The organism is Bacillus sp. 103mf (genome assembly GCF_900116295.1).
Lineage (GTDB): Bacteria > Bacillota > Bacilli > Bacillales > Bacillaceae_G > Bacillus_A > Bacillus_A bruguierae.
In genome coordinates this window covers 448057-467188 of the sequence record NZ_FPAF01000003.1, presented here as the reverse complement: position 1 = coordinate 467188, position 19132 = coordinate 448057, and the positions used below count along the sequence as shown (strand labels likewise).

Annotated in this window: 32 protein-coding genes; all 32 read right to left on the bottom strand. The window is 34.6% G+C overall.

Annotated elements, in window-relative coordinates:
* Positions 1-24: 24 nt before the first annotated feature.
* Positions 25-369 (bottom strand): hypothetical protein, encoded by a 345-nt coding sequence (locus tag BM350_RS11940; RefSeq protein WP_090911745.1) that lies wholly within the window; start codon positions 367-369, stop codon positions 25-27.
* Positions 370-373: 4 nt separating this feature from the next.
* Positions 374-961 carry a major tail protein gene (locus BM350_RS11935; RefSeq protein ID WP_090911747.1) on the bottom strand — a complete coding sequence of 196 codons (588 nt, stop codon included), beginning with the start codon at positions 959-961 and terminating at the stop codon, positions 374-376.
* The gene (locus tag BM350_RS11930) at positions 962-1279 is read right to left on the bottom strand and encodes a hypothetical protein (RefSeq protein WP_090911749.1); all 318 of its coding nucleotides are present in this window, start codon (positions 1277-1279) and stop codon (positions 962-964) included.
* Positions 1276-1638 (bottom strand): HK97 gp10 family phage protein, encoded by a 363-nt coding sequence (locus BM350_RS11925; protein ID WP_244547982.1) that lies wholly within the window; start codon positions 1636-1638, stop codon positions 1276-1278. The genes BM350_RS11930 and BM350_RS11925 overlap by 4 nt, the downstream gene beginning before the upstream one ends.
* 6 nt (positions 1639-1644) lie before the next feature.
* Entirely contained in the window at positions 1645-1998 is a 354-nt protein-coding gene (locus tag BM350_RS11920) for a phage head closure protein (protein WP_090911753.1), read from the bottom strand.
* Position 1999: 1 nt separating this feature from the next.
* The gene (locus BM350_RS11915) at positions 2000-2293 is read right to left on the bottom strand and encodes a hypothetical protein (RefSeq protein WP_090911755.1); all 294 of its coding nucleotides are present in this window, start codon (positions 2291-2293) and stop codon (positions 2000-2002) included.
* A gap of 5 nt (positions 2294-2298) precedes the next feature.
* Positions 2299-3453: a phage major capsid protein gene (locus BM350_RS11910; protein ID WP_090911757.1), complete on the bottom strand. Its 1155-nt coding sequence runs from the start codon at positions 3451-3453 to the stop codon at positions 2299-2301.
* Positions 3454-3456: 3 nt separating this feature from the next.
* The gene (locus BM350_RS11905) at positions 3457-4200 is read right to left on the bottom strand and encodes a head maturation protease, ClpP-related (protein WP_090912612.1); all 744 of its coding nucleotides are present in this window, start codon (positions 4198-4200) and stop codon (positions 3457-3459) included.
* Positions 4200-5345 carry a phage portal protein gene (locus BM350_RS11900; RefSeq protein WP_090911759.1) on the bottom strand — a complete coding sequence of 382 codons (1146 nt, stop codon included), beginning with the start codon at positions 5343-5345 and terminating at the stop codon, positions 4200-4202. Before BM350_RS11900 ends, BM350_RS11905 begins: the two co-directional genes overlap by 1 nt.
* Before the next feature lie 8 nt (positions 5346-5353).
* The gene (locus BM350_RS11895) at positions 5354-7021 is read right to left on the bottom strand and encodes a terminase TerL endonuclease subunit (protein WP_090911762.1); all 1668 of its coding nucleotides are present in this window, start codon (positions 7019-7021) and stop codon (positions 5354-5356) included.
* Complete coding sequence (locus tag BM350_RS11890; protein WP_090911764.1) at positions 7018-7329, bottom strand: P27 family phage terminase small subunit; 312 nt, start codon at positions 7327-7329, stop codon at positions 7018-7020. Before BM350_RS11890 ends, BM350_RS11895 begins: the two co-directional genes overlap by 4 nt.
* Before the next feature lie 121 nt (positions 7330-7450).
* Positions 7451-7786, bottom strand: a complete 336-nt coding sequence (locus BM350_RS11885; protein WP_090911766.1) for an HNH endonuclease — start codon at positions 7784-7786, stop codon at positions 7451-7453.
* Positions 7773-8036, bottom strand: a complete 264-nt coding sequence (locus BM350_RS11880) for a hydrolase (RefSeq protein ID WP_090911768.1) — start codon at positions 8034-8036, stop codon at positions 7773-7775. Before BM350_RS11880 ends, BM350_RS11885 begins: the two co-directional genes overlap by 14 nt.
* 619 nt (positions 8037-8655) lie before the next feature.
* The gene (locus tag BM350_RS11875; protein ID WP_090911770.1) at positions 8656-9393 is read right to left on the bottom strand and encodes a DNA-methyltransferase; all 738 of its coding nucleotides are present in this window, start codon (positions 9391-9393) and stop codon (positions 8656-8658) included.
* 507 nt (positions 9394-9900) lie between these two features.
* Entirely contained in the window at positions 9901-10743 is an 843-nt protein-coding gene (locus BM350_RS11870) for a hypothetical protein (RefSeq protein ID WP_090911772.1), read from the bottom strand.
* Positions 10744-11095: 352 nt separating this feature from the next.
* A complete protein-coding gene (locus tag BM350_RS11865; protein ID WP_090911774.1) occupies positions 11096-11371 on the bottom strand; it encodes a stage V sporulation protein S in 276 nt (91 codons plus the stop codon).
* A gap of 158 nt (positions 11372-11529) precedes the next feature.
* Positions 11530-12072, bottom strand: coding sequence for a site-specific integrase (locus BM350_RS11860; RefSeq protein ID WP_090911775.1), 543 nt, complete (start codon positions 12070-12072; stop codon positions 11530-11532).
* Positions 12069-12557: an ArpU family phage packaging/lysis transcriptional regulator gene (locus BM350_RS11855; RefSeq protein WP_090911776.1), complete on the bottom strand. Its 489-nt coding sequence runs from the start codon at positions 12555-12557 to the stop codon at positions 12069-12071. Before BM350_RS11855 ends, BM350_RS11860 begins: the two co-directional genes overlap by 4 nt.
* 26 nt (positions 12558-12583) lie before the next feature.
* Positions 12584-12748, bottom strand: coding sequence for a hypothetical protein (locus BM350_RS26920; protein WP_090911778.1), 165 nt, complete (start codon positions 12746-12748; stop codon positions 12584-12586).
* 108 nt (positions 12749-12856) lie between these two features.
* Positions 12857-13204, bottom strand: a complete 348-nt coding sequence (locus BM350_RS11845; protein WP_090911780.1) for a YopX family protein — start codon at positions 13202-13204, stop codon at positions 12857-12859.
* 226 nt (positions 13205-13430) lie between these two features.
* Positions 13431-13586, bottom strand: coding sequence for a hypothetical protein (locus BM350_RS11840; RefSeq protein ID WP_244547981.1), 156 nt, complete (start codon positions 13584-13586; stop codon positions 13431-13433).
* Positions 13587-14036: 450 nt separating this feature from the next.
* A complete protein-coding gene (locus tag BM350_RS11835) occupies positions 14037-14300 on the bottom strand; it encodes a hypothetical protein (protein ID WP_090911782.1) in 264 nt (87 codons plus the stop codon).
* 93 nt (positions 14301-14393) lie between these two features.
* Positions 14394-14585 (bottom strand): DUF3954 domain-containing protein, encoded by a 192-nt coding sequence (locus BM350_RS11830; protein WP_090911784.1) that lies wholly within the window; start codon positions 14583-14585, stop codon positions 14394-14396.
* An 81-nt stretch (positions 14586-14666) separates the two neighbouring features.
* Positions 14667-15029 carry a cell division protein SepF gene (locus BM350_RS11825; RefSeq protein WP_090911786.1) on the bottom strand — a complete coding sequence of 121 codons (363 nt, stop codon included), beginning with the start codon at positions 15027-15029 and terminating at the stop codon, positions 14667-14669.
* A complete protein-coding gene (locus BM350_RS11820) occupies positions 15004-15291 on the bottom strand; it encodes a hypothetical protein (protein WP_090911788.1) in 288 nt (95 codons plus the stop codon). The genes BM350_RS11825 and BM350_RS11820 overlap by 26 nt, the downstream gene beginning before the upstream one ends.
* Positions 15266-15457 carry a Fur-regulated basic protein FbpA gene (locus BM350_RS11815; RefSeq protein WP_090911789.1) on the bottom strand — a complete coding sequence of 64 codons (192 nt, stop codon included), beginning with the start codon at positions 15455-15457 and terminating at the stop codon, positions 15266-15268. The genes BM350_RS11820 and BM350_RS11815 overlap by 26 nt, the downstream gene beginning before the upstream one ends.
* A 2-nt stretch (positions 15458-15459) precedes the next feature.
* Positions 15460-16788 carry a replicative DNA helicase gene (gene dnaB, locus BM350_RS11810; protein WP_090911790.1) on the bottom strand — a complete coding sequence of 443 codons (1329 nt, stop codon included), beginning with the start codon at positions 16786-16788 and terminating at the stop codon, positions 15460-15462.
* Positions 16785-17720 (bottom strand): DnaD domain-containing protein, encoded by a 936-nt coding sequence (locus tag BM350_RS11805; protein ID WP_090911792.1) that lies wholly within the window; start codon positions 17718-17720, stop codon positions 16785-16787. The genes dnaB and BM350_RS11805 overlap by 4 nt, the downstream gene beginning before the upstream one ends.
* 1 nt (position 17721) lies before the next feature.
* Positions 17722-17898, bottom strand: coding sequence for a hypothetical protein (locus tag BM350_RS26915; protein WP_170857692.1), 177 nt, complete (start codon positions 17896-17898; stop codon positions 17722-17724).
* Positions 17899-17955: 57 nt separating this feature from the next.
* Positions 17956-18198 (bottom strand): RNA polymerase subunit sigma, encoded by a 243-nt coding sequence (locus BM350_RS11800; protein ID WP_090911794.1) that lies wholly within the window; start codon positions 18196-18198, stop codon positions 17956-17958.
* Between the two features lie 46 nt (positions 18199-18244).
* The gene (locus BM350_RS11795; RefSeq protein WP_035434653.1) at positions 18245-18760 is read right to left on the bottom strand and encodes a helix-turn-helix domain-containing protein; all 516 of its coding nucleotides are present in this window, start codon (positions 18758-18760) and stop codon (positions 18245-18247) included.
* 67 nt (positions 18761-18827) lie between these two features.
* A complete protein-coding gene (locus BM350_RS11790; protein ID WP_090911796.1) occupies positions 18828-19121 on the bottom strand; it encodes a helix-turn-helix domain-containing protein in 294 nt (97 codons plus the stop codon).
* Between the last annotated feature and the right edge of the window lie 11 nt (positions 19122-19132).

Here is a 19132-nt window from a genome sequence, read left to right as displayed (position 1 = left end):
CACCGTCAGCCCCTTGCTCATCACTTACATCTTTTTTTTAGATTGCATAGAAGCCATTAACATATCTTGAATTTCTGGAATGATTTCATAGATAGGGAACTCATCAAATGTATCTAGCCAAGTAATTGAATCTGGAATTGTTGGATCTGCTGTTTTTGCCAGTACATAAGTAAAGTTATAGAAAACATCCATATCTAATAAGCTAAAATCCATATTATCTAAATCATTCATATCTACATTCATTAGCGGATATAATTTCATTAGTTCTGAAAAGTAGTCCTTTCCAAATTGCGCTTTATATCGCTTAGGAGTTCCACCTGTGCTTTTTAATCGAACTTGTTTACCATCTACTACAATCGTTTTTTCCATCTAATTACGCTCCTTTTTGTAATGCAGGTACTTTTGTATACACTTTTTTGTACCAATTATCATAAATTTCTTGTTTTGATTTAGTTGTAGTTTTCGTTTTAACCATACGTTTTCCATTAATATCAATAGGACTTGATACAAATTTAAGTTCATTTGTATTCGGCTCCGCTGAATTTGTTTTCGTTTTAGATGCAAGTGTTGGACGACTTGCTGAACAGTTAAACATAACGTGGCGCGTTGCTCGTACATCGCCATCAAATTCAAATAATAATGCAAATGGTTTTCCTTTTGCATCAGCTAATTCGTTTAATACACCATCTTCTTCGTCTAATTCCTCCCCTAATGTATCGATTGCAAATTGTTCCGGAATAGTCGCAATGGATAGCGTTCCATCATAACCTTGGTTATTACTTGCAGCATAATAAAGCATGTCATCCGCGTAGAATTCAATTAAATCTCCTCGTGGATCAAACGTTAATTCAACCGCACCTGGTAATCGAATCGGTGTACTGAATGTAACTACACCATCTTTAATTTCACAGAGTGCATAGTGGACATTTTTCAGACCAAAAGCTACTTTGTTTTCATTCATTTATATCAACCTCACTTCATAAAATTTTTGAAATAATTTCTCTGATTCAATAAATGTCTCAAATGGTGAATCATAAGAAATCTCATGTTCATCTAAGACGTTTTCGATTTTGGTTTCTGCAATCAAGTCTTTTTTAATTGTGTAAAGCTCAATATTGATATCATTTATTTTGTGATAAACCTTATTGTCAGCCATCATATTAGATGAGCCATCCACAAGGATACAAATATATGGTGGCATTTGTGCTGTTGTGAAATGCGAATAAGCCACAGGATAACCTGTAGCTTTCAAAATGTTTAATAGTTCTGCTAATGTCATTCCCGTATCGCCCTTTCAACGCGATCTGTAAATTCAGAGATGGCTTTCTGTTCTTCTAGTCCAATATGCGGAAATGTCCGCGATCGGCCAGTACCACCAGCAATTACATGTCCACGCTCGAGTAAATGTGTAAGTTGATGTTTTTTGTTATAAACAACCCATACACCATTTACTTTCTTACGTGTCCATCCCTTGCGGTAATCACCAGATTTATCATCAAAGCCACCTGCTGTTTTTAAATTATTTACAGATTCTTTCGTTACATCATCAGCTGCCTGTTCTACTTTTTCTTCTACTTCTCTTGTATATAGCTCTACTTGTCTAGCGATTTCATTAGCTAAGTCATTAACACTAACCATAATACTTCACCCCATCTTTTCCATAGCTATGATGGTTAATGTTTTATTCTCTTCATTATCATTTATCGGTGGTTCAATAATGTCAAAGATACGCCCCTTTAAATTAATCCGCATCTCTTCTGTAATTCCCAAAGTATAGGGGATAATGAACCTATAAATTAGTGTTACTTGTGAAGACGAAGCGGCAATATATTCTGATCCTTTTAATGTTTTTATCATGGCCCAAGCTTTTTTTAATTCTTTCCAATCTATTTCAATAACCTGACCGAGATCATCTTTTATTGTTACAGGCTGTTCAATAATAATTTTATTTCTGAAATCTCCTGTATTTAATGGCTGTTTATATTGAAAAGGACGCATATCATTCACCGTCCACTTTAATTTCTTCTAATGCTTTTTCGATACTAAGACTATTAATTTGACTTAAAAAGTTATTATCAAAATACTCAAGTGCATCATTATAAACATAACGAGAGCGTTCAAAGACTAATTCCTTGAACTCCTCGTTAGCGTTTAAATCATAATCACCACAAACCCTAAGTAATGCCTTGTTAGACGTAGAAAGGATGCGCTTTAGGTTATCATCTTCCTCATCACCTAAGTGCATCCTATCTTTGAATTGCTGTAATATTTCATTCGAAATTACCTTATCCATTCACATCACCCTTGTGTTGGTGGGGTTACTTCTTCAAGTTTCAATGTGTAAACTTGTGAAGTGTATTTATCCTTTGGTTTACCAGTAGCATATTGTTTGGCGATATAAAGTGTTGCATCTTCTAAAGCGAGTGTTTCATTATACTTTTGGATTGGCTCCGTTCCACCCATCGCTGCAATGTATTCCCCTTTAACAAAGAACACCACTTGTCCTTGAGGTACAAATACAGATTCTGTTGGGATTGGATTAAAAGGTAAGCTCGTTACATATACACCTGCCGCATTTTGAATTGTAGCATTTGCTTGAATATCAAAAGTATCGAATGGATTTGTTACCATAACTACTTTACCAGCAACATTTTTTGGTCTATCTGCATCTGTTTTACCATCAGGATTTAATTTTTTAGCCAATAATTTGACCACACCTTTTAATTCATTAATTGTTTTACGACCAGGCTCGAAAGTTAAAGTTCCAGCAACTTTTTTATCTGGATATACTCCATTCGTGACACTTCCGCTAGGGTCTTTTAATAATCCAATAGGTTCATTTTTACCCGTACCAGCTACAAAACCACGCTCTAAACCTACTGACATTGCTTCTGTAATCATAGTACGAACATATCGTTCCACCCATACTGGACCAAGCTTCAACATATCATTTGCTAATGGAATAAATGCTGTTAATTTCAGTTGAGTAATTGATTCTTTTCGGAATGTAGCATTTAATTGTCCTTTAATATCACCAAATAACGGTCCCCATACAGCTGCACCCTCTGGATCTCCATAAATAAATTCTGTCACGGCTCCTAAATTCTCTAAACCGATATGCTCTAGCAACGGATGACCTTGAACTAAATCATCAAAAATTCTCTCTTGTGTTGTTTTAGGTAAAGTCTCAGTAGATTTAAAACCACCTTCTTCAACAACAGCATTAAAGAACTTCATTTCTTCACTCGTTAATACATTAGCACCGCGAGATTGCATAATAGAACGATCTACCATTGATTCATTCACTTGATTTAAAATATCTGCTCGTACATCTGTAGCAAGTGCTTCAATCATAGAATTCAATGCTGCTGTTTGTTCTTCTGGCGTACCTTCCTGCGTTGCTTTCGCGAAAGCTAGTTTCTTATCTTCAAAATTATTAAATTTAATCACCATATTTTATTTTCCTCCTAAATTTAAAAAGAGCGTACTCAGATTCTGTTTCGTATTAACAGGCTCTTGAATAGGCTCTTCTGGATTTTGATTATTTGGTTGTTTCGTATACTTAGCTACTAAACCTTCTTTGAAATTTTCTACAACTTCCTCTTCTTCATCTTCTTGCGTATCATCAATCTCGATTTCATCAGCAATTTCATCAGCTAAACCAAGGGCAACTGCTTCCTCTGCTGTTAGCCAAGTTTCATCTTTTAAAAGTTGTTTTAATTCTTCATCTGTCCCAACAAAACGCTTCTTATAAGATGCTGCTAAAGCTGAATCAATTTTACGTAGATCTCGTGCTGTTTTTTCAAAAAGATCTGCATTTCCATATTCAAAGGTACTCGCTTGATGAATCATCATCATAGTATTACTAGGCATAATGATTTTATCACCTGCCATTGCAATTACAGACGCGGCACTAGCTGCCCAACCATCAATATGAACTATAATTTCTGCACTATGCTGCTTTAACTGATTGCAAATTGCTACTCCATCAAAAGCGGAACCTCCACCAGAATTAATATGAACGTGAATTTTTTCTGCTTTAACATCTTGAATTTTTCTTCTTACTGATTCAGCATTGTTTTCACTAAACCATCCACCAATTGACCCATAAACAGTTAATTTGTATTCATTTTCACCTTTAGCTTCAAAACGAATATCTCGTTTTAAATTCAAAAGCTTATTCATATTCACATGTTCCATCATTTCTCCCCCCCTTCAGATTCATTTAATTTTGTATAGTTCTTCGTAATATGATGGATATTTAGATTTGGATCATCTGACTCTTCATAATCTACTTCTGAACGAATTTCATTTCCTGTAAATGCACTTGAAGAAATGAGCTTATCAATACTTGTCGCAAGATCAAATATACTTTGATAGGAAACAGCCTTAACCTCAATTTTTCTCCCTAAAAGATATTCACTCATTTCAAAGAATTTTACGTTCGCTTCATCAGATAGCTTTTTTAATAATGGTCGTACTGTGAAAAGCATATAATTTTTCGTTTGCTTTTCTACATCAGCCATTTCTCCATATATCAAAGCTATAGGAATACCAATTGCCATAGCTACTTGATTTAAGAAACCATTTGTTACTTTATTAATTTCTTCCACACTTGGACCATTCGCAACACCATTGTATATCTCGTTATAATTTATACCTTTTTGTTGTGGGACAATAGCTATATCTTTTGAACCAATTGACTTATACATGTTGTCTATAAACTCTTGTAATTTTGCTATTTGTTCCTCAGTTTTGGCACCAATCATATCCATATCAACCGTACCACGAACTTGATTTTTACGTTTTTGAGAGTTTAATATCCTGCCGAATAAATCTCCATAGTCTGCAAATAGTCCATCAATAAGTGGAGATAATTTATCATTCCGATACTTCAAATGAATAACTTCACTTTGCTTAAAGCTTCTCTTAAACGTATAATCTTTTACCCTTACATCAGTAAAAGTATCTTCAAATACAGCATATTCATTATGTTGAAATCCATCTGCAATAAGTAAATCACCATCATCTGCTTGTATGACTAAACACTCATTATCATAAATAAGCTTGCGAACAAACCTTTCCCAAAAGGTACTTGCGGTCATATTCTTGTTTGGTCTTACGTTTAATCGATAATAAAGCTCATCCTTCTTAAATGCTTTACCATTTCTTACTCTAAATTCAGATTGACTAATCGTCCTTCCTAAAAATGAGACACATGTATCAATTGCCAAACGTTTCATATGAAGCCTGTTTGCTGTATCAGTAAATATGTCCAGATCCAACATGAATTCTAGTTCTTTATTTCTTTTAAACACTGAACCTAACCATCCAATGGTTATCACCCCCTTTATTAGAATTTAATGTTGCCTATAACAAAATCAGTTGCTTCTTGTATCTCATCCGCCCGATAAAGAGCGTGAACAAAACACTGAAACCCATCTGTTTTTCTACGAACAGGCTCTTTCTTTTCATATATTTTATTTCCATCAGCTTTGATAACAACCAATACATTTTGTGTATACCAACGCATTAACGGATTATCATCAAAAACAATTTGTTGATTCGCAAATGCCATTTCAATACGCGGAGCTAATAAACTATGGATTGCTTTTGGGTTTCGTATAACTTCTATTTCAAACCCTTCTGCTACTAATAATGGTCTTATCGCTTCCATTCTGAAGTTATCAGCTATAATCTTTTTAATCCCATATCGTTCTCGCATTGCTACAAACCAATCAACAATGTGTTGAGGATTAATAGTCGGTTCATCCACAACTGTTAGTAAACCTTGCTCTTCCCATTCTTTTATTGGAGCAAATTTTTGTTTTTTAAACTCACCTGCTTTTTTAGAATATCCGTAATAGATATCAACAAATTCTTTTCGAACAAATGAATGAGTTTTAAAAATGTATTCCCCATTTTGTCTAAATAATAGACCGCATGCTGCAAAGTCTCGAATACTTGCAAAATCCAACGCCCCTATACATTCTTGGGCATATAAATCAGGAAATGGACGATTTGTAGCTAGAATCTCTGACCATTTTGCAACCGACCGTTCTAAATTTGTAACAGGCAGATTCATTCGCTTTGTCATGAATTCTTCTCGATTGCTCGGATCATCCTCTAAGTCTTCATATTCTTCCTTTATCGTTTCAAGTAATCCCTCAGCATACTCGCTTAATGGTTGAGATAGCATTGGATTCGCCATTTCCCAATTATCGATATCATCGACTTCTTTTTCGTCATTTAATTTACAGATGAAAGGGAAAAGAGCATTAGGACGGGCTTCGCCATTTAAAACTTTCATTGCCTTTTCTTTTAATTTATCTAAAAATCCATCTCTTACATATCCATCTGTACCAATGTAAAACTCACGCGGATTTTTCTTTTTTCCCAAGCCACTGATGTGGACACGAACATCTTTATTGCTTTCATATTGATGGACTTCATCGAACATTACAGCACCATCTCGAAGACCATCTTTTGTATCTCCGTTTGATGTTCTAAACTTCACTACACTTCCAGTCGATTTCGAAATGGTTTGAGTTAATGTTGTTTTAAAAGCTCTTTGTAAAACTTCATTTCTTTTAATACATTTATGAATTTCGTCCGGGCTTGTTTTTGCTTGCTCTTCACTGTTTGCAACAACGGAAATGTTATATTCGGGAATACCATGCAATTCACTTATTAAAAAGTGGAGAATAACTGTCATTAAACCATTTTTACCGCCGCCACGGCCAAGCATCCACAAGAATTTACGATAAAATACACGACCATTTTTCTTATAAAATAAAAAGACGAATGCTATTAAGAATTTTTGAAATGATTGCAATGGAAAGTACCACTTTTCACCGAAGCGGATACACTTCTCAATCATTTCATCATCAAAATACAAGTCGTCTCTGTTTAAAACGTATTTTTCCAGATATTCAATTAACAGTTCTCTTTCTTTGTTGAACTTTACTTTACCACTTCTATAAAGTTCAATGTATTCATCTACATACTTTTGCCTAATCATACTAAATCACTTGTACTATAACCCGAATTAGAAGCACCAACTTTAGGAACAAGTTTTATATCTCTTCCCAAAGCAATTAATGAACTGTTAATTTTATTCCTCTCACTTATAAGAGGGTGGGCTTTAACAAAAACTTGAGAACCGTTTTTTATCGTTACGGACTCGCCTTCTTTATTAATAGTTTTATTTATTTTTCTAAATGCTTTTACAAGATCAATGTATCTTTCTACCTTTTCAACTTCGACTAAATCTGTAGTGTCAATACTATTCATGAGCTGTTCTTTTAATTTCACAATACTAACAGCCATCTACCCACCCCCCTTACGTGCGTAATTTCGAAAAAAACCTGACAGTTAACCCCCTCCTCCGGTGCCCCTTAGACGAAAAAAAGCTGAAATATTTTAGGGGGGGTATTGTTTATGAATTTTTCTACCACTTTTCATCGTGTTCCCATTTGTTCTGTTTCTTTTGAAACGTTCTTCCGTGCTCTCTGTTATGACAATCCACACAAATTGTTTCAAGATTATCTATATCAAGTGCAAGCTCTGGATGATGTTCGAGTTCTTTTATATGATGGACAACTAACTGTATCTTCTTACGCTTTGCACTCTCGCTGTATTCATTGGTGTCCACACGAACACTACCGTTTCGTTTACATTCTTGACACTCATAGTTGTCACGCTTCTTTAATTGTTCACGTAATTGTTTCCAAGCTCCACTGTCATAGAACTTACGCTTCTGTTGTTTAGTTTTATATTCTTTCATCTGTCTTTACCCAACGTACTTTATTACCTTTATCTCTTTCCAATAATTCTTTTATTAATGTTTGTTCAAGATATTCTATAGAGTAAAGCATGTGGTTCTCACCATACAGTTTGTAATACTTGAATCGATTAACATCAATCCCAGCCTTCTTGTACGCTTTCTCATGAGGTTTAAGGTATTTGATATATGCTTTCTTATCAATAGGTATAAGACCAAGCGCAGCAATCTTACCGTTTAAAACGCTGTCCAATTATCCTCACTCCTTATTAATCTAATTCTTTAACTTCCTTTGCCTTGAGGAACTGAATCATGATTAGCAAACCAACTATAAATCCTGTCCCACATCCAAGAAAATAACTAAACCAACTCATCTAATCACTCCATCCTCCAAAAGAAAAAGCACCTGAATGGATGCTTTCTCATTTAATTTATTCTTCATTTTTCAAGTACGGTATGTGATATTTAATATTCCATACAATATAAAAAGAGCAACCCATCTAGTGGATGCTCTATATCAAGAAGTGTGAGTATTGGAAGGAATAAGCGATTACATTGTCTTTTCCACCATCCCCATACTCCAATATATGTTCGTCATTCGCAAAATGTGAAAGAGAGCGTCTCTTCAGTAAGCACCCTCTTAAATCGGGAATAGCATATTAGAAACCACCTGCCATACAAATATATGTCTGTATGTTTGTTAATATCCTCTATTATTACTTCTGCACAATAAAAAGAAGAGCACCTGTTTCCACAAGCACTCCTCTTTGGGATTTGGATTACGGTATTCCTTTTAACGAAAGTTAAGAGGTACAAGCAGTATATGCTCGTCATTCTCAAAATGTGACAAAAGCATCCAAATGAGTGCTTAATCACTTATTCTTTAAATGTTCTTGAACTCGTTCATTTCCTAATCTCCAATATTCTTCATCCATCTCAAAGCCGATGTAATTACGTTTTGTATTAATACATGCAATAGCTGTTGTACCTGATCCCATACAATTATCTAATACCGTTTCACCTTCACGTGTATAAGTTCTAATAAGATACTCAAAAAGAGCAACAGGTTTTTGAGTTGGATGAAATGTTTTGCTATCCCTAGAAAAATCTAAAATAGATTTAGGATAATTCGTATATTTAGTAATATGCGGCTTGTTTAATGTCTTATCTCTTCGATCACCAAGTATTTTTAATTTCTTAGATCCACTATGTCGAACTGGTTTATTCAATACAATTAAATCCTGCGGATAATACTTTGGTAACTTCTTATAAAACACTAGTACATTTTCATGATTCTTTAATGGCATTCTATTTGCATTTTGAAAACCTGTTGTATGATTTCCCTTCTTCCATATCCATTCATAACGAAACAACTTCATATTAGAAGCAATCAACTTTGTTGTGAATGGTTGGCTTGCTGTTAATACAATCGCGCCATTATCCTTTATAATCCTTTCGTATTGTTCCCATAACAGATCAAACGGAATGATGCTGTCCCATTTACAAGATGTAGTTCCATAAGGTAAATCACATAAGATCATATCAATTGATTTATCCTCTATCATTTTCATTCCTTCTAAACAATCCATATTAAGAACTCGATTTAACAATTTTGTGACCATCCTTTTTTTGCATAATAAAAAGGAGCAACATGAATTAGCTGCTCTACTATAAATACGGTAAATGAAGTTTTTACTTCCACACAAATAAAGTAAAAACCGCTATCTCAATAGGATAACGGTCTTTCAAAAATAGACAAGTCATGTGCGCTTCATACTTTTTGGTTAAGGAGGTTTTGTACCTCTTTCAATCGCCAACTGCATATGCGTTTCCCTGTTAATACATACAATGTGCTCTTGGTGTTAGCGACTGAAAGAAGAGCAAAAGCTCTTCAATACTTCAATGTTCATTCAATCTGCAACATCGAAGCTGTCGGAAATCAAGGACTTAACCATAATACAAAAAGGGCCGTTTAAATTATAAAAGTATCCTTGCGAGTCGTGTTATTTCCGCCACTTCTCACAATACAAATATAACACGATAAATCCAAATCAACCGGCACATTTGCGGTCAAAAAGCGGTCACGAATCTGCCATTGTATAAGCTCTTCTAAACTATCACGGTTTAAATTCCTGCATATTCGGTAATATCAAATATATAAATCCATTTACAAAAACAAAAGAAAGCAATAATGTACAAATAATTAGAAAAGTATATCCATTAACATTGTAAATAAACGTTCTTCTATAAAACCCCATTATAAAACTGTTAGCTTGTCCTCTGTTTTTTATATTAACAACCCAATTTAATATAAAAGACAATTGAAACCTAATCATGTATATCCAACTTATATAGAGTAATCCAAGTCCAGAAACCTTAAGAATGATTGTCAGAAATTCTTTATTAGCAGTACTGGGAATATTAAAAAATCTAATACCTAATCCGCTCCATCCTCCAGTTACAATAATCTGTTCTACATTTTTAATATTAGAATCACTTATTATCGGAGAGCCTAAATTAATATTAATAACAAGGAAAATACACCAATAAACAACTGGAAAACACAATCCTATTTTATCTTTTATAGGTAATTGAGATATTTCTACTACCTTTTGTACCCCGTAAATTATTAAGATTGATATTATAACACCGAAGGAGAATGTTATATAACCAAAATTTATTATTTGGCTTTTATAAACCAACGATAAGTAGGTTAAAAGCATGAAAGCTATTATAGGAAGAATCACCCATTCACTAGATGTTCCATTACTACTTGTTCTTATATGTGTAGTTTTTTGTGGCGGAAAATTAATAATTTGAATATGCTGAGTATGATTAACTATGGTAGCAGCTACTTCATTCTTTTTTTGACGTGTTTGAAAAATCCATGCTACAAGAAAGCATAGTAAAGTATAAATTGCACTTGCAACAAGATTCCCCATAATTCCGTTAAAGTCCAATTAAATTCCCCCTTTTTTTATAAAATCCAACTATACTTTCGCCTAAAAATATTCATATCCCTTCATTTTTTACATATTTCTTGCGGAGATACTTTTTTATAAAAACACTATACTCTCCAAGGAATTCTTATAACTTTTTAATGAAATATAATTAAAACTCTACTCCCTTTCACTTACCCATATCTTATATTTTGTGTAACTGCCCCAAACGCTGAACCCATTGCTATTATTAACTTTATAACACTTTCTTTTTTGAGTTACACAACACAATAAAAATGGTTAACTATAAGTAAAAAAGAAAAAGACCGACTTCTATCGGTCTTTTCAAATATTCTTATATTGTTGGTCTCTTCTAAGACCTAGATTTTCTAGGTCCTACAATTAATTTGATTCCTGTTTTTTCTTGATTATCGATTGAAATCTCTTGAAACGCTGGAATAAGAACCAAGTCAATACCACTAGGAGCTACGAATCCTCTTGCAATAGCAATGGCTTTAATTGCTTGATTTAAAGCGCCAGCTCCAATCACTTGAATTTCTGCATTACCGCTTTCTCTTAATACGCCTGCAATTGCGCCTGCAACTGAATTGGGATTTGATTTTGATGATACTTTTAATATATTTTCCATGTAATTTGCTCCCTCTGTTATTTAATCGTCTTTTTGGTTACTGACTGGAATGTACCTTTAACTAATATTCATATCCAAAGCAAACAATACTATTAAATGTATTTATTCGATACTTTTTATGTTGTACCTGCCTATCTACATAAATAAAAAGCGAATTACTAAATCTTAAACTTAGTCATCGCTCTATCCATTGCATCTTGGTTTACCCCTATATATCTAAGTGTTACTCTTTCTGATGAATGATTAAATATCTCCATAAGCAACGCTATATTCTTTGTCTGCATGTACATGTGATATCCAAACGTCTTACGTAATGTATGTGTACCAATCTCATCTAAACCAAACTCTGCTGCTGTACTTCTAAGTATTTTGTATGCCATACTACGACCAATCGGTTTGTTACTACCTTGTCTGCTTTTAATTAAGTACTCATGATTTTCTCTCCCTTCAATGAACCATTTCAACTCTCTTCTTAATGCTGCAGTAATTTGAATACGTTTCTGCTTACCTGTTTTCATTTCACGCATTGAGATGTGGCTTCCGTTTAAGTCACCAATCTTTAGCTTCAAAATATCACTAATGCGTAATCCAGTGTTAACACCCACAACAAACAGGATATAATTACGTTCACTCTTCTCTTTCAAATATTCTTTTATTTGTTGTATCTGCTCTGGATCACGGATAGGCTGAACAAAATTCATTGTCCATCACCTCCCGCTTGCTCTTCTTGCTCATAAACTTCTAATCTAAGTGCAAAAGCAAGCTTATAGAATGCTCTTGCCTTAACACGCCTGTATGTCCGCTCACTCATTCCCATTTCGTTATAAATCATATAATCACATACATCATCATCTTCAAGATATCGTTTGATAATAATATCTCTTTGGTTCTTTCCTGATTGACCATTACCAAAACGATTCAATGCCTGGTCAATACGAAATGACATCTTTTCAAGCCATTCTTCACGCTTATTTTGCTGTAGATTTGCTACCGCAACATCTTCTAATGGATTACCAACTGCATGTGTAGGGCCGTGCTCTTGAACTCCATAAGAAGGAGTGACTTTCATTTCTTTTCGAATCATTCCAAACTGTCTATATATACGTACACTTTCAAGAACACCTTCCAAACGTTCCTGTGTTGCTGTTCTATCGATTTTTGGTAAGAAAGATAATTGTTTAATCATGTAAGACCACTCCTTTTTATTTTTAATTACTTCTGTCTGAACGCTCCACCGCGATTACGTACATATCTTGGTCGATACATTCCCATTAATTCCTCTATATCGCGGACACTTAATTGTTCTTCTTTTCGTTTTGGCCTCTTTTTCTGTTGCTGTTTCTTCCATTCTCGTAACTGATCACGAAAGTACTTCATTCCATCACCTCTTGTAAAATAAAAAAGCGGACACCAAACTACAGAACGATATTAATATCGCTCCATAGAATGATGTCCGCTGGTTCTTCCAGTAGGACTATAAAGGCATTATTTGGTTAAGTTTTTCAGCAGTTCGGGATTTTCGTAGATATTACCGATTACTTCGAATGCAACTGCGCTCATTCTTAAATCATCGTCTTCGTTTCCATCTGGATCTTTGTAATAAAACATTGCATCTTTTTCATCCCATTCAACGATGTAAATTACATTATCATGGCCCCTAACAATGTCTTTGTGATAAATCTCTTTACAGTTCTTATCTTTAATACCTGTGTACTGTGTTACTTCGTATTCTGGGTTATCGATAAATTCACCAATAACGTATTCTCTAATAAGGTCTCCTTCGTGAAAATGTTTGTATACTTTGTCCCATGCACGAAACTTAATCTCTCTCATTCTTCTTCCCCCTCGTTGTCATGTCCGCATATATAATAAATCCCTGCATGATACTCTAAATTTGATGTTGCGCCGCACTTCTTGCACTTGTTATTCATCCCTCATCCCTCCGCATAATATTTATCAATCTGCACATACTACAAACAGGCATCTCCTAGAACTCACAACCTGTATGCCTGTTTTTCCCTCTCCAAGGGTGAGCAGTTAGCTTTTGCTAGCTGCTCTTTTATTTTGCATCGAATGGGCCAATATCTTCACCAATCGCACCTAAGTAATTCTTACGGTTCATCTCCCAACAATTGCGGCACATCTTTTCACCTGGAACAAAGTCTAATAAGTGTGGTCCGCGTAATTCTTTTCTAATTTCACACACCATCCGCATTCTCCACCATTCTTATACTCAGCCATGATCTTATTTAATTGCCCTTCTGGAATACTTACATATCCAATCGCTGATGCGCATGCTAACTCACCCGTATCATACTAACTTGGCATTCCGTCGTATGCATAAGATTCCATGTAATCATCCGTCATTTTATTTAAATCAATAACCCATCTATCGTTAACAACTCTTAGTTTTAAAGTAGCTATTTTCTTCCCCCCCCCCTGAATAAAACTCAATATTTCGTCAATGCTGTAGATAGGCGATAGCCAGAATTCTTTTAATGAAGTCCCTAACCTTTCTCCTTCCCCCCTTTTGGAGAACCAGCCGAGCAGTTAGCTTTTGCTGACTGCTTTTTTTGTATACTATTTCACCATCAATACATACTATAGATAAGCTGTTAAACAGCTTAGTCCAGTTTTCTTTCTCTTAATCCTTTTTAGAGAGCAGTTAGCTTTTGTTAGCTGCTCTTTTTAATTCATGTAATTCCTTCTCGAGCCCCTCAATTTGTTCATCTCTTACTTGAACATCATCTTGCAAAAACTCAATTTTTTCTTTAAGTTTCATCCGTTCGTTAAACAATTGGCGGCACTCATATATGGATAATTCACGTCCTGCCCTAAGAAGTTTAATCTCTTTATTCTTCAATTCAATCTGTTTTACAGTATGATCAAAATCATCTTTTAATAATTGATACTTTGTAGGGCCTTTCATTTAATTCTCCTTTTCTACAAAATGGAATTTTTATTAATACCTTCTAATTTTTTCTCAACAACCAACACATGGAACTTAATTTCAAAATTGGTATCAAAGTAACTGTGTTTTTCGTTCATCAACACGAGTCACTTTTCCATTTTTATATACAAATGATTGTTCACCATGTCCACTGTTCGGTGGATCTATCTTATGGATTTGTCCATCTTTTACTACATAAATCTTGTTTTCTTTTAAATCTATTTCAGCTTTCATTTCTGCAATATTTTCTTTAATAATCCCCACCGAAATCACTCCCATATATGCTATAATTACTTTGTCGAAGTAAGTCGAGAGTGATCTCGGCTTTTTTTATTTTGTGTAATCTCATAAATACTGCACAACATCTTCTGGGATAAATGTTTGTTCCACTGATAAGTAAAGTCGAATTGGAATTGCTTGTTTAGTATCCCTTGCTTGCTTACATAATTCTTCAGCTTTTTCCCAATCAAAGTGTTGATCTTCTATCCGTTTATATCGCCAAATTCCAATCGTATAATCTTCAAATAGTTCGTACTTTTCATCATATGCGGTTGTTTGTTTCAACTCATCAGTTGCTTTAGCTCTACGTGGAACTTGAACAATTACATCTGCATAACGCACTTGAGAGCTTGAATATTTAACTTTAGCCCTTTTAATATTAAATTCTGAGACTGGTTCGACATCAAAGATTGTTAACTGCTTTGGCATGCGTCTCACCCTTTTCTCTTCTCATCATCACAACATAGCAAGTATCCGCATTAGCTTGTCCAAAACTATAATTAGTTGTACTGATTTTTCCATTCGTACGCTTATGAATGAATTCTTTCTGCCGCTGCGCTAATGATCTAATTGGATGAACACATGAATAACCACGCTTTTCTAGTTCCTTTACAGCTTTAAGAATATCTTCGAACTTTTTACGTTTAATATGAACAGTGTCACCGTTACGCCAATTTTTCGTTAGAATCATTCTTCGTATCCTCCAGTAACTTCAAACTTGCTCCTAAAATTTCTTCAAGCTGTGTCAAAGTTAATTGATCTAGCGTTCTTCCGTCTGATAATTCAGCTAATCCTAAGCCTAATAGTTTACGAATAATAAGTAACCTTCTTCGTTCAACTTCTTGTCGTAACAACATCACTATGCCTCCTTCCTAAATTGGTTATCAAATCTACGTTCAAGATTGACAAACTTACTAAATTCCTTGATAAAGGCTAGTTCTACAACACCTACAGGGCCATTTCGTTGCTTAGCTAAAATGATTTCAATAATATTTTTATTTGGTGTTTCCTTGTCGTAATAATCTTCACGATACAAGAACATGATGAGATCAGCATCTTGCTCAATCTGTCCACTTTCACGTAAATCTGATAACATTGGGCGTTTATCTTGGCGACTTTCAACACCGCGACTAAGCTGCGATAAGGCTATAACACATACATCTAAAGATCTAGCCATAACTTTTAATTTGCGACTTATCTCGCTAATCTCTTGCATTCGATTTCCTTTGTGCTTTGCATCTCCTGTAATGAGCTGCAAGTAATCTATTACGACTAGTAACCTTTTATCTGGATGATTTCGTTTTAGCTTATTTGTTTTTGCAAAAATTTCTTGTATTGTAACTCCAGCGTTATCATAAATTTCTAGTGGCAAATTATTAATTGTTCCCATCGCTTTGCTTGCCTTATTCCAATCCTCTAAGCTAAATAACTTTTTAGGATTCTTCATTTTCGTTCCATCGATATTCCCTGTACTAGAGACCATTCGTTTTAATAACTGTTTATCTCCCATCTCTAGTGAAAAAATTGCCGTTGCTACACCTGTTAATGCTGCATTTTGGGCAATATTTAAAGCAAATGCTGTTTTACCCATTGATGGTCGAGCGCCGACAATAATAAAATCACCACCTTGAAAACCAGATGTCATATAATTTAAATCATTAAATCCTGTATCAATTCCTGTTAAATCTCCAAAGTCTTGTTGCATTTCTTCGTATAGGTCAACAAGTGTTTCTTTTAAATCAAACTCATCAGAATACCCAATTTCCTCAATTGCATTTAACTTGCTAATAGTATCGCTAATTGCTTGTATATCCTTTTCTTGTTGAATACGATTGTATAAATCACCAGCAACTTCTTGAGCATGTCTCATTTTCCAAGATTCAATAATTAATCCTTCGTGGTACGAAAAGTTACTCGTTGTTGAAACCGTATCTGCTAAATTAACAAAGAACTCCATACCTCCGACTTGCTGTATAAAACTTGGATCAAACTTTGCAACCAGCGACACTAAATCAATTGGTTTATCTTCAGCATCTAGGTCACACATCGTTTTAAAAACTACTTGATGTACTGGAACTGCAAATTGTTTAGGCTTTAACCGACAATCCTTAATCAAATCTCCATCCAAGATGATGGACCCTAAAATACTCTGCTCAGCTTCTACATTACGAATGATCTCATTACTCATTGCATCCACCCGTTATTGTTATTTAAGAATGCTTGAAGTTCTTCATCAGTAGGCACCTTTTGTTGCCAAGACTCTTGTTGTTGCAATACTTGCTTAGTTGATTCAGATAAACCTTTTTGTTGATAAGTTGGTTTTTGCTTCACCTGTGCTATTTTCTTAGCGCGAAATGCTTTATCAGCCACCTCGACATCAGCTACTGTCTTAAGACCTTTAAGGTGCCAATCTCGTAAAATTGTATTTACGTAAGACATATTTCTAGTATTTTTCTCTAAAGCAATTTCCATGGCTTTAACAACAAGCTCTGCATTTAGGTCATCAATCCAAGCATGAATACCTTCTGCGATAAAAGGTGTAATGAATCCAAAATTTTGTTCGTAAAAAGAAATCGGATTAACTTCAACAACTTCTTTCGCGCTCGTACGTTTTTCTTGTTGTTGTTCTTTTTCTTTTTCTTCTTCTTTTTCTTCTTCTTGCCCACCTGTCGTTGACGTATCGTCGGACGTATCGTTAGCAACAAGAAATTCTTCGAAAATGGAACGAATTTTATCGTTTTTAACTTTTTGTGCAACTAAACCAACCAGACTAACATCTGATACTCCATCTAATTCTTTACGGATACAATCCTCAATCGGTTTACCACCTCTATTAAGGTTGTATTTTCCCCAGTTGATAATCGCTAGTTCTCGTGTTCCTGGATTATACTTAACTAATTTATGGTACTTTTCAAAACGATCTAAGAGTGAATTAATACTTTCCATGGAGTATCCTAAATCAAAAGCCATTTGCTTTTTTGTAATTTGGTATACGCCAATTTGTGTAGTACGTGGATTTGTAAGAAGATACAGATTAAACAACTTATCTTCTGGCGTCATTTCCTCAATAACTTTTGCATCCTGCCAAAATGAAACTTGTACTTGTCTATAAACTGCCATGTTATTCATCCTCCCGTTTACATATCGCAAATCCATCTTCTATACGTAATAAGCGATAATTCTTATATCCTTTTGCAAGATACTGCTGCACTAAATGAATGAGGTGTTGTTTTGATGTTGATTGCTGAAATATCGTAGGATTCAGCAACACTCTATGTATTTTCTTGTCTAAAAGCATACAACACCTCCCATTGTTATTCAGCGCTTAATTTGGTATAATTAACCTAACTTAATTTTAAAAAGCACTTAATCTATCGCTCTGCAAAGCGGTAGATTTTGTATTTTTATGCTTCAAGATAAACGAAGCCTCAATAATTCTGATTCGAATTGCTATTAACTTCTTATTAAGCTTTAACTCTCTAACTTTACTTGACTCTCCAAAAATTGTAGCTAGCTTTATCTCTCCGCTTAATTCTGCTTCAAAACGAATTAACTTCTTGTAATCATCTAATCTAGGGTTTCCATAATCTACTGTCATTTACTATTTTTCCTTTACATTTGATTTTTCTATACAGATTACTTAATCAACTGTCTGTATACCGTCTCGCCCTTAAGGACATCTTCCAGTATTTAAAGACATCCTTCATTGAAAAATCATATTGGTCACATAAAACAGCTACCAAGTTTGTCATTGATGCTGCCGCATCTAAAATTTCATGCATAACCTTTTTCATTTCTTGTTTTTCATTTTCTGATAATGCTTGTGGTGGCTTAAACCAACAAACTGTTTCTAGTTGTTCAAGTGCTTCCGCTGTTTCTTTTTGGACCATATATTTCATGCTTGTAGGATGATGATCAACAAATTCCCCGTTGAAAAAGGGAATACTAACCGCTCCAGCTGCTTCTTGCCAAATGTGAAAGAAAAATTGTGGATCATCCAGTGCTTCTGAAATATGTTTGTGTAAATCCTTTGGTAAATGACGACTATTTGTTTCATACTTTGCTAATGACTCACGACTTGCAGGAATATCTAAGGAGAGTTTTTCTTGAGTGTGACCTTGTCGTTTACGAGCCATGGCAATTTCTTTTCCTATGGCCATTTCTATATCCCCCATTCGTACCTAAACGATTATTTATTTGTGACAAGTAAATATGATAATTTTTGCTTTAGATAACTTGTTTGTTATAAAACTCGGTATTCTCTTCTACCCAGGAAGTATGCTTTTCAATCCACTGGAAGAGAAGATGCGTTGGGATTAATACCCCTGCTTCACGGAATACAGGAAAATCAGAACGATTTAACAACTCGGAAGCTTTTGTGCGTTTGATGTGAAGGAGCTCCATTAATTCCGTTACGGTAAGGAATGGTGGCAACTCATTTTGCTTTTGTATATGTACCGTTGCCCTCTCCACTTCTTCACGAATAATTTGGCGAAAACTTTCTACATCAAAACTCAACATGTGGAACACCA

Excerpts from the sequence above, each read along its gene's own strand:
- BM350_RS26920 (WP_090911778.1), bottom strand. The coding sequence starts at position 12,748 with ATGAAGTACTTTCGTGATCAGTTACGAGAATGGAAGAAACAGCAACAG.
- BM350_RS11840 (WP_244547981.1), bottom strand. The coding sequence starts at position 13,586 with ATGCGGATGGTGTGTGAAATTAGAAAAGAATTACGCGGACCACACTTA.
- BM350_RS11925 (WP_244547982.1), bottom strand. The coding sequence starts at position 1,638 with ATGGTTAGTGTTAATGACTTAGCTAATGAAATCGCTAGACAAGTAGAG.
- dnaB (WP_090911790.1), bottom strand. The coding sequence starts at position 16,788 with ATGAGTAATGAGATCATTCGTAATGTAGAAGCTGAGCAGAGTATTTTA.
- BM350_RS11855 (WP_090911776.1), bottom strand. The coding sequence starts at position 12,557 with ATGATTAAACAATTATCTTTCTTACCAAAAATCGATAGAACAGCAACA.
- BM350_RS11915 (WP_090911755.1), bottom strand. The coding sequence starts at position 2,293 with ATGGATAAGGTAATTTCGAATGAAATATTACAGCAATTCAAAGATAGG.
- BM350_RS11825 (WP_090911786.1), bottom strand. The coding sequence starts at position 15,029 with ATGCCAAAGCAGTTAACAATCTTTGATGTCGAACCAGTCTCAGAATTT.
- BM350_RS11815 (WP_090911789.1), bottom strand. The coding sequence starts at position 15,457 with ATGTTGTTACGACAAGAAGTTGAACGAAGAAGGTTACTTATTATTCGT.
- BM350_RS11835 (WP_090911782.1), bottom strand. The coding sequence starts at position 14,300 with ATGAAAGGCCCTACAAAGTATCAATTATTAAAAGATGATTTTGATCAT.
- BM350_RS11910 (WP_090911757.1), bottom strand. The coding sequence starts at position 3,453 with ATGGTGATTAAATTTAATAATTTTGAAGATAAGAAACTAGCTTTCGCG.
- BM350_RS11845 (WP_090911780.1), bottom strand. The coding sequence starts at position 13,204 with ATGAGAGAGATTAAGTTTCGTGCATGGGACAAAGTATACAAACATTTT.
- BM350_RS11940 (WP_090911745.1), bottom strand. The coding sequence starts at position 369 with ATGGAAAAAACGATTGTAGTAGATGGTAAACAAGTTCGATTAAAAAGC.
- BM350_RS11935 (WP_090911747.1), bottom strand. The coding sequence starts at position 961 with ATGAATGAAAACAAAGTAGCTTTTGGTCTGAAAAATGTCCACTATGCA.
- BM350_RS11895 (WP_090911762.1), bottom strand. The coding sequence starts at position 7,021 with ATGATTAGGCAAAAGTATGTAGATGAATACATTGAACTTTATAGAAGT.
- BM350_RS11865 (WP_090911774.1), bottom strand. The coding sequence starts at position 11,371 with ATGGAAAATATATTAAAAGTATCATCAAAATCAAATCCCAATTCAGTT.
- BM350_RS11860 (WP_090911775.1), bottom strand. The coding sequence starts at position 12,072 with ATGAATTTTGTTCAGCCTATCCGTGATCCAGAGCAGATACAACAAATA.
- BM350_RS11790 (WP_090911796.1), bottom strand. The coding sequence starts at position 19,121 with ATGTTGAGTTTTGATGTAGAAAGTTTTCGCCAAATTATTCGTGAAGAA.
- BM350_RS11890 (WP_090911764.1), bottom strand. The coding sequence starts at position 7,329 with ATGGCTGTTAGTATTGTGAAATTAAAAGAACAGCTCATGAATAGTATT.
- BM350_RS11920 (WP_090911753.1), bottom strand. The coding sequence starts at position 1,998 with ATGCGTCCTTTTCAATATAAACAGCCATTAAATACAGGAGATTTCAGA.
- BM350_RS11885 (WP_090911766.1), bottom strand. The coding sequence starts at position 7,786 with ATGAAAGAATATAAAACTAAACAACAGAAGCGTAAGTTCTATGACAGT.
- BM350_RS11930 (WP_090911749.1), bottom strand. The coding sequence starts at position 1,279 with ATGACATTAGCAGAACTATTAAACATTTTGAAAGCTACAGGTTATCCT.
- BM350_RS26915 (WP_170857692.1), bottom strand. The coding sequence starts at position 17,898 with ATGCTTTTAGACAAGAAAATACATAGAGTGTTGCTGAATCCTACGATA.
- BM350_RS11805 (WP_090911792.1), bottom strand. The coding sequence starts at position 17,720 with ATGGCAGTTTATAGACAAGTACAAGTTTCATTTTGGCAGGATGCAAAA.
- BM350_RS11905 (WP_090912612.1), bottom strand. The coding sequence starts at position 4,200 with ATGGAACATGTGAATATGAATAAGCTTTTGAATTTAAAACGAGATATT.
- BM350_RS11800 (WP_090911794.1), bottom strand. The coding sequence starts at position 18,198 with ATGACAGTAGATTATGGAAACCCTAGATTAGATGATTACAAGAAGTTA.
- BM350_RS11820 (WP_090911788.1), bottom strand. The coding sequence starts at position 15,291 with ATGATTCTAACGAAAAATTGGCGTAACGGTGACACTGTTCATATTAAA.
- BM350_RS11795 (WP_035434653.1), bottom strand. The coding sequence starts at position 18,760 with ATGGCCATAGGAAAAGAAATTGCCATGGCTCGTAAACGACAAGGTCAC.